The sequence below is a fragment of the Pseudoxanthomonas sp. GM95 genome (assembly GCF_900109775.1).
Taxonomy (GTDB): domain Bacteria; phylum Pseudomonadota; class Gammaproteobacteria; order Xanthomonadales; family Xanthomonadaceae; genus Pseudoxanthomonas_A.
Genome location: NZ_FOAX01000001.1, coordinates 952,633 through 966,432 on the forward strand (window position 1 = coordinate 952,633; position 13,800 = coordinate 966,432).

Here is a 13,800-nt window from a genome sequence, read left to right on the forward strand (position 1 = left end):
GGCCCGCTTGATGCGGGCCGTCTTCGTTTGAGGCCTTGGCGCTGATGTCGGGCGCGCATGCTTCAACGCGTCCCGCGCCACTGGCGCCGGTCGCGCGCGTGGCAGTGATGGACGTGCTGCGGGGACTTGCCCTGCTGGGCATCCTGCTGATGAACCTGGAAGGCTTCGCTGGCCCGCCGTCGGTGATGGGGACCGGGATCGATCCTGCATTGCACGGCGTGGACCGTTGGGCTGATGCGGCGATCTATGTCTTGGTGCAGGGCAAGTTCATTGCCTTGTTCTCGCTGTTGTTCGGCGCGGGGTTTGCGGTGATGGCCAGGCGCGCCGAGCGCGAGGGCTGGTCGCTGGGCTGGGTGTGGTGGCGACGCTGCCTGGGCCTGCTGGTGATCGGCCTGGCCCATGCGCTGCTGGTGTGGTCCGGCGATGTGCTGGTGACCTATGCGCTGTGCGGACTGGTGCTGCTGGCGTTCCGCGACGTGCTGGGTCGCGCGCTGGCGTTTGTCGGGCTGGGATTGTTCCTGGTGCCGCCGCTGATCTCGCTGCTGGCCGGGCTTGCCGGACTGGCGCTGGCCGGCGATCCGAGCTGGCAGCATTCACTGCAAGCCCAGGCGGACACGATGGCCGCGCTCACGCAGGCGCAGCAGTCGGCCTACGGACAGGGCAATTACGCAGCCGCGACTTGGCAGCGCCTGCACGACCTGGGCGGAACGCTCACGGTGCTGCCGATGAATGGCGCGCAGGTGCTTGGGCTTTTCATGATCGGCGCCTGGCTGGCCGAGGTGTTCGCGCAACCGTCTGCACATGCGCGGTTGTTGAAATGCTTTCGCGTAGGCGCCTTGCCGCTGGGCACAGCGCTGGTCTGCGCCTCGCTGGCCTGTACGCCGTGGATCGCGCCGGGGCGTGTGGATCTGCGCACCTGTCTGGCGGCCGCGCTGTTTTCGAGTGCGGCGCTGCCGCTGTGCCTGGGTTATGTGGCCTGGGTGCTGCATTGGCTCGAACGTCCGGGCATGCAGCGCCTGGCGGGTCGGCTGGCCGCCGCCGGCCGCCTGGCCTTGAGCAACTACCTGTTGCAGTCGCTGGTGTGCACCTGGGTGTTCTACGGCTATGGGCTGGGCGCATTCGGCCTGGGGCGTGGCTGGCAGGTGGTGTTTGCGCTAGGACTGTTCGCGCTGCAGTTGCGGCTGAGCCAGGCGTGGTTGAAGTCGGGCCGCCTCGGTCCGGCCGAATGGGTGCTGCGCATGCTGACCTATGCGCGCGTGCCGCAAGGGCGCACGCGGCCTTGAATCGCGTGGCGTCGTAGCACCACGTCGCCATCGATGAACGCACCGCGCGCGTCGTCACCTGTCCCACGCAGCCGAACCCGTCATGCTGCCCGCCTGCGTTGGAAGGGCATCGTCGATGCCATGGCGCGCGGCCGGGTGGCTATGTGCGCGCCGGCCCTGATCGGATGGAGTGGGATGGCATGGCGGAACACGACAACACGCAGTACGACCTGATCGTCATCGGCGGCGGCTCCGGCGGCCTTGCTGGCGCGTTTCGCGCGGCCGAGCATGGCGCCAGCGTCGCGATCCTGGCGCCGGACGAACTTGGCGGCACCTGCGTCAACGTCGGCTGCGTGCCGAAGAAGGCGATGTGGCTGGCGGCCGAACTCTCCCGGTATGTCGAGATGGCCGCCGACATGGGGTTTGCAGTGTCGGGCGGTCCGCTGGACTGGAACACCTTCATCGCCCATCGCCAGCGTTATATCGAAAACATCCACGCGCGCTATCGCGAGCGGTTGGAAGGCGCCGGCGTCATGCGCATCCCCGCGCGTGGCACGCTGGTCCCCGGCGGCGTGCATTGCGACAACGGCCTGGACCTGAAGGCACCGCATGTGTTGATCGCCACCGGCGGCCATCCGATGCATCCGGACATTCCCGGCGCGGAGCTGGCGATCGATTCGGATGGCTTCTTCGACCTGCGTGCCGCGCCGGCGCGCGTGGCGTTGATCGGCGGTGGCTATATCGCGGTCGAACTGGCTGGCCTGCTGCAGGCGCTGGGCAGCCAGGTGGAAGTCTTCGTGCGCGGACCATGCCTGCTGGAGTCCTTCGACCGCGGGTTGACGCTGCAGCTGGCGGAGAACCTGCACGAACTGGGCATCGGCCTGCACTTCAATACCGAAGTGACCGCACTTGAAAGGGCCGGCGCGCGGGTTGGCGTGGTGACGAACACCGATGTGTCGTCGGAACCTTTCGACTGCGTGATCTTCGCCACCGGGCGTGTGCCCAATACGCATGACCTTGGGCTGGAAGACGTCGGCGTCCGTCGCGATGCAGATGGCTATGTGCAGGTCGATGCCTGGCAGGACACCAATGTCGCCGGCATCCATGCCATCGGCGATGTCACCGACCTGGGGCCGGAGCTGACGCCGGTGGCGATCGCCGCCGCGCGGCGCCTGATGGATCGCCTGTTCGGCGGCCAGCCCAAGGCCAAGCTGGATTACGAGAACATTCCGCGGGTGTTGTTCTCGCATCCGCCGTTGGGCAGCGTGGGGCTGTCGGAGAAAGAGGCGCGCGCCAAGTACGGCGATGACGCCGTGCAGCTGCTGTCCACCGCGTTCCGGCCGATGCTGTATGCGCTGGGCGATGCGCCGCTGCGCAGCCTGTTCCGCCTGGTGTGCGTGGGCGAAGAGCAGCGCGTGGTCGGCGTGCATCTGATGGGCGAGGGCGCGGACGAAATCCTGCAGGGGTTTGCCGTGGCGGTGAAGCTGGGCGCCACGCTCGCCGACCTGCACGACACCGTGGCGATCCATCCCACCAGCGCCGAGGAAGTGGTGCTGCTGCGCTGACCTCGCTGCAGGTGCCCCATAAAGAAGCAGGGCCGCATCGCTGCGGCCCTGCTTCGTCTCCAGCGATGTGCGTGAGATCAGTGACCGCCGGCTGCGGCGCCGCCGCCGGCCTTGGCCGCGAACGGCGGTTTGGCGAACCATACGAACACGATCACCGCCAGGAAGATCCAGCCCAGCAGGTGGAAGACCTCGTTGAAGCCGATCTGCGCGGCCTGCTGGCCGATCATCTGGTTCAGCGCCACCGCGCCGGTCTGCACGTCGCCTCGGCCCAGCTGGGTCACGGTCTGGTGCATGGCGGGATCGTAGGCGCTGATGTTTTCGGTCAGCTCGGCATGGTGGACGGTGATGCGCCGGTTCCAGATCCAGGTCGTCAGCGAGGCGGCGAAGCTGCCGCCCAGCGTGCGTACGAACGTGGCCAGGCCCGAGCCCGCGGCGATCTCATGCGGTTCCAGGTCGGAGAGCAGGATCGTCAGCACGGGCATGAAGAACAGCGCCACGCCCAGGCCCTGGATCAACTGCACCTCGGCCACGCGGCCGAAGTTCACGTCCAGGTTGAAGCCCGCGCGCAGGAAGCTGGTGCCGGCCATCACCACGAAGGCCACGCTGGCCAGCACGCGCAGGTCGAATCGGTGCGCGTACTTGCCCACGAACGGCGTCAGCAGCACCGGCAGGATGCCGATCGGCGCGGTGGCCAGGCCCGCCCAGATCGGCGTGTAGCCCATGTTGCGTTGGAGCCACAGCGGCACCAGCAGGCTGATGGCGAAGAACGCCGCGTAGGCCATCACCAGCGCCAGCGTGCCGGCCGCGAAGTTGCGGTGGCGGAACAGACGCAGGTTGACGATCGGATCCTTCTCGGTCAGTTCCCAGATCACGAACACCGTCAGCGCGATCGCCGCCACGATGGTCAGGATCACGATCTTGTGCGAGTTGAACCAGTCTTCGTCATTACCCAGGTCCAGCATGATCTGCAGCGCGCCCACGCCCAGGACCAGCGTAGCCAGGCCGATGTAGTCCATCTTCGGCGTCTGCAGCTTTTCCGGGCGGCCCTTCATCTGCCGGCCGACCACGAGGCTGGCGAAGATGCCGATGGGAATGTTGATGAAGAAGATCCATTCCCAGCTGTAGTTGTCGGTGATCCAGCCGCCCAGGATCGGGCCGGCGATCGGCGCCACCACCGTGACCATCGCCAATAGCGCGATGGCCTGCCCGCGTTTGTTCGGGGGATAGATCGAGATCAGCAGCGCCTGGGTCACCGGATACATCGGGCCGGCAACGAAGCCCTGGATCGCACGGGCCACGACCAGCAGGCCCATCGAGTTGGCGATGCCGCACAGGAATGAGGCCACCACGAAGGCCAGCGTGGCCCAGGTGAACAGCTTGACCTCACCGAAGCGGCGGGTCATGTAGCCGGTCAGCGGCAGCGCGATGGCGTTGCTGACCGCGAACGAGGTGATAACCCAGGTGGCCTGGTTGGCGCTGGCGCCCAGGTTGCCCGAGATGGTGGGCAGCGAGACGTTGGCGATGGTGGTGTCCAGCACCTGCATGAACGAGGCGAGCGCCAGGCCGACCGTGGCCAGGGCGAAGTTCGGTGGCCGGAACGGCTGCGCCGCCGGCTGTGGGGCGGCCGCTGGGCCGCCCGCGTCTTCGGCGATGGTGGACATCAGTGTGTGCTCAGTTCTTCTTGGCCGACTCGGGCAGGTTCTGCTCGATGATCGAAGTGATCAGCTGGTTGGCATCGGCCAGCTGCTTCTCGTAGGCCGTGGTGGTCATCAGCGGCTTGGCATCGGCGCCGGCCTGGCGGGCCGGGGCCAGCACGGGGCCGTTCTGGTCCTTCAGCACCACGTCCACATCCATGCTCAGGCCGATGCGCAGCGGGTGTTCCTGCAGCTGCTTGGGGTCCAGGGTGATCTTGACCGGCAGGCGCTGGACGATCTTGATCCAGTTGCCGCTGGCGTTCTGCGCCGGCAGCAGCGAGAACGCGCTGCCCGTGCCCAGGCCCAGGCTGTCGACCTTGCCTTCATAGGTCACGTCGCTGCCGTACAGGTCGGCATGCACTTCCACCGGCTGGCCGATGCGCATCTTGCCCAGCTGGGTTTCCTTGAAGTTGGCTTCCACCCAGACCTGGTCGATCGGCACGATCGTCATCAGCGTGGTGCCCGGCTGGACCTGCTGGCCCAGCTGCACGCGGCGCTGGGCCACGTAGCCGGAGACCGGCGCGACGATGGCCGTGCGCTGCAGGTTCAAGTAGGCCTGGCGCAGCTGCGAGGCGGCGGCCTCGACCTGCGGCGCCTTGCCGACGGTGGTGGCATCGACCAGCGCGCGGGTGCGCTGCAGGTTGCCGCGCGAGCCGCCCAGGGCTGCTTCGGCCGAGGTCAGGATGTCGCGGGCGTGGGCCAGTTCTTCGCGCGAGACCGCGCCGGTGGCCACCAGGCCTTCGCGACGCTTGACGTCGGCGCGGGCCTGGTCGACGGCGACCTGGCGGGCGCGCAGGTCCGATTCACCGGACTCGACGTTGCTGAAGAGACCGCGCACCTGGCGCACGGTGCCGGCGAGGTTGGCCACGGCCTGGTCATAGCTGACCTGGGCGTCGTTGGGGTCCAGGTGGACCAGCGCCTGGCCGGCTTCCACGCGCATGCCGTCGTCGGCATCGATGCTGACCACCGTGCCCATGGTCTGCGGCACGATCGAGACGATGTTGCCGTCCACATAGGCGTCGTCGGTGGACTGGTGCCAGCGGCCGTACAGCAGCTCGTAGGCCAGCCACGCGGCGCCGGCCACGATCACCACGAGCAGCAGGATCAGCAGCGCGCGCTTGCGGTTGTTCTTCTGCGGCGGGGTGCCGGCCGCTGCGGGAGTTTGGGTCTGCGTGTTCATGGGGTGGTTTCGGTGGCAAGAGTGGAAGAGGGAGCGGTCAGCTGCAGGCCGCCGCCAAGCGCCTGGTCGAGGTCGACCACGGCGGCGTAGCGCTGCGCATGCAGGCCGGCCAGTTGCTGTTCAAGCTGCAGCAGCGGGCGCTGGGCGCTGAGCACGTCCAACTGGGTGCCCAGGCCCGCGTGATAGCGGCTGCTGGCCAGGTCGAAGGCCTTCTGCGCCGCATCGCGCGCCTGGGTGACCGAGGCGGTCTGGGCGTCGAGCGAACGGGCGGCCTGCACGGCGTCGGCGACATCGCGCATCGCCCCGACCAGGGATTCGTTGTAGCTGGCCACGGCCAGGTCGTACTGGGCGTCGGCGTTGTCCAGGTTGGCGCGCAGGCGGCCGCCGTCGAAGATCGGCAGGCTGATCGCCGGGCCGCCCAGGCCCAGCGCCGCGTCGCTGTTGAACAGGTCCGACAGGTGCGCCGAGGCCAGGCCGGCGATCACGTTGAGGTTCACGCTGGGCTTGAAGGCCGCCTTGCGCGCGTCGATGCCGCGGCTGGCGGCTTCGACCTTCCAGCGGGCGGCCACGACGTCGGCACGATGGCCAAGCAGTTCGCTGGGCAGCACGCCGGGCACGGCCGGTGCCGGCGCGTCGAGCAGCTTGGGCTGCGTGATCGACTGGCCGCGGTCCGGGCCCTTGCCCAGCAGTGCGGCCAGCGCGTTGTGCAGGGTGGCGATCTGGTGTTCGGCGGCCTGTTCCTGCTGGCGCGCACCGGCGATCGTGCTTTCGGCCTGGCGCAGCTGCAGGTCGTTGTCCAGGCCGGCGGTGACGCGCTGCTGGCTGAGGTCGCGCAGGTGGCCGGAGCGCTGCTGTTCGCGGCGGGCCACGTCCAGCGCCTCATACGCCTGCGACAGCGAGATATAGGTGCGGGCGATGTTGGCCGACAGGGTCAGGCGCGCGGCCTGGGCATCGACCTGGGCGGCCTTGGCCTGGCCCACGGCGGCTTCCCACGCGGCACGCTGGCCGCCCCACAAATCCGGCGCCCACTTGAAGTCGAGCATCAGCACGTTGGCCCACATGATGTCGCCGCCGATCTCTGGGCCGGTCAGGCCTTCGGGCAGCTGCACGCCGCTGTACTGGCCGGTCGCGGCCAAGGTCGGCTTGCGCTGCGCATCGGACAGGCCGGCCTGGGCCTGGGCTTGGCGCAGGCGCGCATCGGCCGCGGCCAGCGACGGGCTGCCGGCCAGGGCTTCTTTAATCAGGCTGTCCAGCTGCGGATCGCCCAGCGTGTTCCACCAGTCCTGCGTGGGGAAGGCGGCCGCGCTGTAGGCGTCGCTACCCAGACTCTGCTGGGCGGTGAGGGTGTCGGCGTCGAGCGGCTGGCCGGTCGTGCTCAGGCCGTGGCTGCTCGCGCAGCCGGCCAGGACGAGGGCGCAGGCCAGCGACACGGTGAGCCTGCCGGGCAGGCGCGTGGAAACAGGCGTGGACATGGTCAAACGGTCTCGGAGGTGAGGTTGTTGCGGGCCAGCTCAAGCAGGCGCATCAGCTCGCTGGATTCGGCTTCGGACATGCCGCGGGTGGCGCGCTGGAGCACGCGCTGGCCACACAGGTTGATGTCCTGCCAGATCGCGGTGCCGGACTCGGTGAGATGGATATGCAGGGCGCGGCGATCGCCGGGATCGGCCTTGCGCGTGACGAGGCCGCGGGTTTCCAGGCGGTCGAGCAGGCGGGTCATCGCACCGGGATGGACTTCGGCCGCGCGGGCCAGGTCGGTCACGCTGGCGATGCCGTCGGCGAGCTTCTTGATGGTGACGAACTGGCTGAAGGTCAGGTCATGGCCGGCGGCGACCAGTTCCTTTTCCATAGCTTCCCAGATCGCATCGCGCGTCTGGCGGATCAGCAGGCCGAGCGAAGAGCCGCTGGCGGGCGGACAAATGGACGCAAGGGGTTTCATGGCGCGGCATGATCCTCGCCATGGAAATAATTGTCAATGCAAATATTGTTTCAGCAATAGAATGACCTGTGCTGTCATTCTGCTGACAGAACGGTCAGCTCACAGGGTGCGGTGCAGGATCAATTCCAGCACCGCCTTGCTCCCGAAAAACGCCAGCAACAACAAGGCCATGGCCACCAGCGTCCAGCGCACGGCCTTTGCCCCGCGCCAGCCGCGGCGCCAGCGGCCCAGCAGCAAGCCGCCGAACACCAGCCACGACAGCACGCTCAGCACGGTCTTGTGCATCAGGTGCTGGGCGAAGAAGTCCTGCACGAACACCGCGCCGGTCAGCAGGGTCGCGGTCAGCAGGGCGAAGCCGACGGCAATCGTGCGGAACAGCAGGGTTTCCAGCTCGGTCATCGGCGGCAGGGCGCGCAGCCAGGTGTGGAACTCGCGCCGGCGCAGGGCGCGCTCCTGCACCCACAGCATGATCGCCAGCAGCGCGGCCACGGCCAGCGTCGCGTAGGCCAGCAGCGCCATCCAGGCGTGCAGCTGCAGGCGCCAGTCCAGGCCGGGCGAAGGCTTGTGGCCATAGCCGTGATAGACGCCCAACAACAGCGCCGCCAGCGGGAAGGCGACCACGCCCACCGTCGCCATGCGCCCCCGCGCCCCGACCAGTGCGGTCATCGCCGCCATGCCGAGGCTGACCAGCGATAGCGCCGAAAAGAAATGCATGTCCGGCCCACCCTGCGTGCGCCAGGCGACCCACAGGTGATAGCCGGCGTGCAGCGCGATCGCGGCCAGGGCCGGCCAGCGCCAGGTGCTTGAAGGGCCGATGGCATCGCGACCGACCGCGCGCACCAGCAGGATGGTCGCCAGCAGATAGAGGGCGATGGCAGGAAGGATGAAACCCATGTGTTCAGTGTCGCACGCGCCCGCGCTGGGCGAGAACCATTCCCGATTGCGCAATGAGGAAAACGCGCCCGGATATACTGCGCGCCCGCTTTGCCATCCCCTCGGTCCCTCCCATGTTTGAATCCCTGACCCAGCGCCTGTCCGGCACCATCGAGCGCCTGCGTGGCCGAGGCCGCCTGACCGAGGAAAACATCCGCGAGGCCACCCGCGAGGTGCGCATCGCGCTGCTGGAAGCCGACGTCGCCCTGCCGGTCGTGCAGGCGCTGGTCGAACGCATCAAGGTGCGCGCGGTCGGCCAGGAAGTGCTCAAGTCGCTGACGCCGGGCCAGGCGCTGATCAAGGTCGTGCGCGACGAGCTGACCGCAGTCATGGGCTCGGCCGCCACCGACCTGAACCTCAACGTGCCGGCGCCGGCGGTGATCCTGATGGCCGGCCTGCAGGGCGCGGGCAAGACCACCACCGTGGCCAAGCTGGCCAAGCACCTGAAAGAGAAGCGCAAGAAGAAGGTCATGGTCGTCAGCGCCGACGTCTACCGTCCGGCCGCCATCGAGCAGCTCAAGGCGCTGGCCCAGCAGGTCGACGTGCCGTTCTTTGCCTCCAGCGCCGACCAGAAGCCGGTCGATATCGTCCGCGCCGCCATCGAAGACGCGCGCAAGTCCTACGCCGATGTGCTGATCGTCGATACCGCCGGCCGCCTGGCGATCGACGAAGCGATGATGGACGAGATCAAGGCGCTGCATGCCGCGGTCAAGCCGGTCGAAACGCTGTTCGTCGTCGACTCGATGACCGGGCAGGACGCGGCCACCACCGCCAAGGCTTTCTCCGAAGCGCTGCCGCTGACCGGCGTGGTCCTGACCAAGACCGACGGTGACGCCCGTGGAGGCGCCGCGCTGTCGGTGCGCTACATCACCGGCAAGCCGATCAAGTTCATCGGCGTGGGCGAAAAGCCCGATGGCCTGGACGTGTTCCATCCCGAGCGCGTGGCCAGCCGCATCCTGGACATGGGCGACGTGCTGTCGCTGGTGGAGCAGGTCGAAAGCCAGGTCGACAAGGACAAGGCCCAGAAGCTGGCCGAGAAGGTCGCCAAGGGCAAGAAGTTCGACCTCAACGACATGCGCGACCAGCTGGAGCAGATGCAGAACATGGGCGGCATCGGTGCGCTGATGGACAAGCTGCCGGGCCTGGGCCAGGTGCCCGACCATCTCAAGGCGCAGGTTGCCGGCAACAAGGAAGTGCCGCGCATGATCGCCATCATCGGCTCGATGACCAAGAAGGAGCGTCGCAACCCGGCGCTGCTCAACGGCTCGCGCCGCGCCCGCATCGCCAAGGGCTCGGGCACCCAGCCTTCTGACGTGAACAAGCTGATGAAGCAGTTCACCCAGATGGAAAAGATGATGAGCAAGCTCGGCCGCGGCGGCATGAAGGGCATGATGCGCGGCATGAAGGGGATGATGGGCGCCATGGGCGGCGGCCGCGGCGGCATGCCGTTCCGTTGATCGCCTGATGGTCTCGGCGGCGCGCCAGCGATCACAAGACTTCTGCGCACGTTTCGGCGTGCGCCTGCCGGTGTTGCTGGCGCCGATGGCCGGCGCCTGCCCGGTGCCGCTGTCGACCGCGCTGGCCAATGCCGGCAGCATGGGGGCGATGGGCGCCGTGCTGTCCACGCCGCAGGACATCGGCACGTGGATGGACGCGTTCCGTCGCCAGTCCGACGGCCCGGCCCAGATCAATCTGTGGGTGCCCGATGCGCCGCCGGCGCGTGATGCCGCGGCGGAGTCGGCGATGCGTGATCTGCTGGGGCAATGGGGTCCGGACGTTCCGGCCAGTGCCAGCGATGCGGGTCCGGCCGATTTCCAGGAACAGTTCGACGCCACGCTCGCCGCGCGTCCGCAGGTGCTGTCCACGATCATGGGTGTGCTGACGCCGGATCAGGTACAGGCGCTCAAGCAGGCCGGCATGGCGTGGTTCGCCACGGCCACGACGCTGGAGGAAGCGCGCATCGCGCAGGACGCCGGCGCCGATGCGGTGGTGGCGCAGGGCTTCGAGGCCGGTGGCCATCGCGGCGCGTTTGATCCTGCGGCGGCCGAGCGCCAGCTGGTGGGGTTGTTCGCGCTGGTGCCACGGTTGGCCGATGCCTTGTCGATTCCCGTGATCGCCGCGGGCGGTATTGCAGATGGTCGCGGCGTCGCTGCAGCTCTGACGCTGGGTGCGAGTGCGGCGATGGTCGGCACCGCCTTCCTGCGCACGCCGGAAGCGGCGATTGCGCCCGCCTGGGCGCAAGCCTTGGCGACCACCGAGCCGCAGGATACCTGGCCGACGCGCGCCTTTTCCGGTCGGCTCGGCCGGGCGATCGCCACCGATTACGTGCGTACGACCTCCGCACCCGATGCCCCGCCGTCCGCGCCGTATCCGGTGCAGCGCGGCCTGACTGCCGGCATGCGCAAACAGGCTGCGGCTGAGAACCGGATCGAGGCGATGCAGGCCTGGGCTGGGCAATCGGCCTGGCAGGCTCGGGCGCAACCGGCGGCGACGCTGTTGCAGGACTGGTGGGCGCAAGCCGACGCGCTGCTGTGAGCGCGCCGACCCTGTATTGCGGCGCCCGCCCGGTCGACGAGGCCGATCTGCGCGCGCTGGCCGCGCTGTCGTACGGCCACTTCACTGCGATGCGCGTGCGCGACGGCGCGGTCCAGGGGCTGGGCCTGCATCTGGCGCGGCTTCGGGAAGGGCATGCGACGCTGTTCGATGCGGATTTCGACGCGGATGCGCTGCGCGACATGCTGCGCACGGTGCTGGCCGGGCAGGGCGAGGCCTCGGTGCGGATCACCGGCTTCGCACGCGATTTCAATTACCGCGATCCGCTGAAAATCGTGACGCCGGAATGGCTGATCTCGGTCGCCGCCGCCGCGCCGATCGCTCAGGCGTCTCCGCTGACGCTGAAATGCTTCGCCTTCGTGCGGCCGCTCCCGCAGATCAAGCACGTGGCGATGGCGCCGCTGTTCCACTACCGGCGCCAGGCGCGCAAGGCGGGCTGCGATGACGCGCTGTTCGTCGATGCGCTGCAGCCGTCGGGCCGCGTGGTCGAAGGCACGGTCTGGAACATCGGCTTCTGGGATGGCGCCTGCGTGCACTGGCCGGAGGCGCCGGCCTTGCGCGGCACCTGCGAGGGACTGCTGCAGCGGGGTCTGGCCGCGCTTGGCGTCTCGCAGAACACGGGCGAAGTGACGCTGGCGCAGGCAAAGTGCTGGTCGGCGTTCACCGCCAATGCCAATGGCTGCACGCCGGTCGGCGCAATCGATGGGGTTTCATTGCCGGCCGCACCGGGGCTGCAGGGGTTGCTGGACCAGGCGCTGGCAAGCCAGCCTTGGGAGCGGATCTGAGCGGGAAGGCGGGCTGCGCCTGACGGGCGGACGCTCCCGGGAGTTTGCGTCTGGCCCGTGGCCCGCTATAATCGCCGGCTTACCTCGCCATCCTGGCGACTGGGCAACACGAGAACAACCATGGTCAAGATCCGCCTTACCCGCGGCGGCGCCAAGAAGCGCCCCTTCTACCACATCATCGTCACCGACGTGCGCAGCGCGCGCGACGGCCGCAACATCGAACGCGTGGGTTACTACAACCCGGTCGCCCAGGGCGCCGAGCCGCGCATCGTGCTGGACAAGGCGCGCGTCGACCATTGGGTGGGCCAGGGCGCCCAGCTGACCGACAAGGTCCGCAACCTGTACAAGGAAGCGGGCAAGCTCGAAGCCGCGCAGGCTTCGGCCTAATTGCCTCGGCCGCGCGTCAAGCGCGGCCGGCTGCTCTCATGACTGAGAACTCAACGCGCCGCATTCTGCTGGGCAGGGTGGTCGGCGCGTTTGGCGTGCGTGGCCAGGTCAAGATCGAATCCTGGACCGAGCCGCGCGAAGCCATCTTCCGCTACCAGCCCTGGACCTTGCGCGATGCTGCTGGCAACGAGCGCGAGCTGAAGGGTGCGCGTGGCAAGAATTCCGGCAAGCACCTGATCGCCGACCTGCCTGGCGTGGATGATCGCGATGCGGTCGACGCGATGGTGGGCCTGGAAATCTCGGTGCCGCGCAGCGCGCTGCCGCCGCCCAAGCCCGACGAGTACTACTGGGTCGATCTGGAAGGCCTGCGCGTGATCAATGCCGACGGTCGCGATTTCGGCACGGTCTCGCATCTGTTTTCGACCGGTGCCAACGATGTGCTGGTGGCCAAGGGCGACAAGGAGCGGTTGATCCCGTTCGTGCAGCCCGAGTTCGTCACTGGCGTGGATTTCGAAACCGGCATCGTCGGCGTGGACTGGGATCCGGATTTCTGATCCGTGCCGGCCGGCTGCGGCTGGCCATACTGGGGTTCCAACGAGCGTCCGCCTTTCGCCCATGCGCATCGACGTCATCAGCCTGTTTCCCGAATTCATCGACCAGAGCACCGGCTTTGGCGTGGTCGGGCGTGCGCGCGAACGCGACCTGCTGCAGGTGCAGGGCTGGAATCCGCGCGATCACGCGACCGGCAACTACCGCCGCGTGGACGACCGTCCGTTCGGCGGCGGGCCGGGCATGGTGATGCTGATCGAGCCGCTGCGCGCCTGTCTGGACGCGGCCCGCGTGGCCGATCCGGCGCCCGCGCCGGTGGTGTACCTGACTCCGCAGGGCCGGCCGCTGACCCAGGCGCGGGTGCGCGAGCTGGCGACGCTGCCGCGCATGATCCTGTTGTGCGGCCGCTATGAAGGGGTCGACGAGCGCTTCCTGGTCAACGAGGTCGACGAGGAGATTTCCATCGGCGATTACGTGCTGTCCGGCGGCGAACTGGCCGCGGCGGTGCTGATTGACGCGGTGGCGCGCCTGCAGGACGGCGTGCTCAACGATGCCGAGTCCGCCGCGCAGGACAGTTTCGAAGGTGAGGGCGGCCTGCTGGATTGCCCGCATTACACCCATCCGGCCAGCCACGCCTGGGGCGAGGTGCCGGACGTGCTGCGTTCGGGCAACCACGCGGCGATCGCGCGCTGGCGCCGGCAGCAGTCGCTAGGCCGGACCTGGCTGCGGCGGCCGGACCTGCTGGACGAGGCCGGGCTGTCCAAGGCCGATCGCAAGCTGCTGGAGGCCTTCCGGGCCGAACACGCCGCCGGAGGCAAAGCGGAACAACCCTAGCCACGCGGCAGGAAATTCGTCTAGAATGCGCAGTTCCCGCGGCCGGCTCCGGCTTTGCGGGCTGCCAGATCACAATAAACGTGCAGCGTCATCCTGCGACTGCATCAGCCGTTGCTGTCGAT

General features: G+C 68.4%; 13 protein-coding genes. 8 read left to right on the plus strand and 5 right to left on the minus strand.

All coding sequences use genetic code 11. The features are described 5' to 3' along the window. Nucleotides 1–44: 44 nt before the first annotated feature. Together BMZ17_RS04560 and gorA are read left to right on the plus strand one after the other, a co-directional pair. Nucleotides 45–1,283: a DUF418 domain-containing protein gene (locus tag BMZ17_RS04560; protein WP_093138040.1), complete on the plus strand. Its 1,239-nt coding sequence runs from the start codon at nucleotides 45–47 to the stop codon at nucleotides 1,281–1,283. Between the two features lie 179 nt (nucleotides 1,284–1,462). Next, a complete protein-coding gene (gene gorA / locus BMZ17_RS04565; protein ID WP_093138041.1) occupies nucleotides 1,463–2,827 on the plus strand; it encodes a glutathione-disulfide reductase in 1,365 nt (454 codons plus the stop codon). A gap of 77 nt (nucleotides 2,828–2,904) precedes the next feature. Here gorA and BMZ17_RS04570 read toward each other — a convergent pair whose 3' ends face one another. The 5 genes from BMZ17_RS04570 to ccsA form a co-directional block, all read right to left on the minus strand. After that, nucleotides 2,905–4,488 carry a DHA2 family efflux MFS transporter permease subunit gene (locus BMZ17_RS04570; protein WP_093136531.1) on the minus strand — a complete coding sequence of 528 codons (1,584 nt, stop codon included), beginning with the start codon at nucleotides 4,486–4,488 and terminating at the stop codon, nucleotides 2,905–2,907. 10 nt (nucleotides 4,489–4,498) lie between these two features. Then, nucleotides 4,499–5,701, minus strand: a complete 1,203-nt coding sequence (locus BMZ17_RS04575) for an HlyD/EmrA/EmrK family protein (RefSeq protein ID WP_093136533.1) — start codon at nucleotides 5,699–5,701, stop codon at nucleotides 4,499–4,501. Continuing rightward, nucleotides 5,698–7,173: an efflux transporter outer membrane subunit gene (locus BMZ17_RS04580; RefSeq protein ID WP_093136535.1), complete on the minus strand. Its 1,476-nt coding sequence runs from the start codon at nucleotides 7,171–7,173 to the stop codon at nucleotides 5,698–5,700. The genes BMZ17_RS04575 and BMZ17_RS04580 overlap by 4 nt, the downstream gene beginning before the upstream one ends. A 2-nt stretch (nucleotides 7,174–7,175) precedes the next feature. Then, nucleotides 7,176–7,637, minus strand: a complete 462-nt coding sequence (locus BMZ17_RS04585) for a MarR family winged helix-turn-helix transcriptional regulator (protein WP_093136537.1) — start codon at nucleotides 7,635–7,637, stop codon at nucleotides 7,176–7,178. Nucleotides 7,638–7,736: 99 nt separating this feature from the next. Next, nucleotides 7,737–8,531 (minus strand): cytochrome C assembly family protein, encoded by a 795-nt coding sequence (gene ccsA / locus BMZ17_RS04590; protein WP_093136539.1) that lies wholly within the window; start codon nucleotides 8,529–8,531, stop codon nucleotides 7,737–7,739. Nucleotides 8,532–8,644: 113 nt separating this feature from the next. Between ccsA and ffh the strand changes: the two genes are divergently transcribed. The 6 genes from ffh (at nucleotide 8,645) to trmD (ending at nucleotide 13,678) form a co-directional block, all read left to right on the plus strand. Beyond that, nucleotides 8,645–10,027 carry a signal recognition particle protein gene (ffh, locus tag BMZ17_RS04595; RefSeq protein ID WP_093136542.1) on the plus strand — a complete coding sequence of 461 codons (1,383 nt, stop codon included), beginning with the start codon at nucleotides 8,645–8,647 and terminating at the stop codon, nucleotides 10,025–10,027. Between the two features lie 7 nt (nucleotides 10,028–10,034). Then, nucleotides 10,035–11,105, plus strand: a complete 1,071-nt coding sequence (locus BMZ17_RS04600) for an NAD(P)H-dependent flavin oxidoreductase (RefSeq protein ID WP_093136544.1) — start codon at nucleotides 10,035–10,037, stop codon at nucleotides 11,103–11,105. Further along, a complete protein-coding gene (locus BMZ17_RS04605) occupies nucleotides 11,102–11,908 on the plus strand; it encodes an aminotransferase class IV (RefSeq protein WP_254775186.1) in 807 nt (268 codons plus the stop codon). Before BMZ17_RS04600 ends, BMZ17_RS04605 begins: the two co-directional genes overlap by 4 nt. A gap of 120 nt (nucleotides 11,909–12,028) precedes the next feature. Continuing rightward, entirely contained in the window at nucleotides 12,029–12,295 is a 267-nt protein-coding gene (gene rpsP, locus BMZ17_RS04610; protein ID WP_093136547.1) for a 30S ribosomal protein S16, read from the plus strand. A 38-nt stretch (nucleotides 12,296–12,333) separates the two neighbouring features. Beyond that, nucleotides 12,334–12,849, plus strand: a complete 516-nt coding sequence (gene rimM, locus BMZ17_RS04615) for a ribosome maturation factor RimM (protein WP_093136549.1) — start codon at nucleotides 12,334–12,336, stop codon at nucleotides 12,847–12,849. A gap of 61 nt (nucleotides 12,850–12,910) precedes the next feature. After that, nucleotides 12,911–13,678, plus strand: a complete 768-nt coding sequence (trmD, locus tag BMZ17_RS04620) for a tRNA (guanosine(37)-N1)-methyltransferase TrmD (RefSeq protein ID WP_093136551.1) — start codon at nucleotides 12,911–12,913, stop codon at nucleotides 13,676–13,678. The last annotated feature ends 122 nt before the right edge of the window (nucleotides 13,679–13,800 follow it).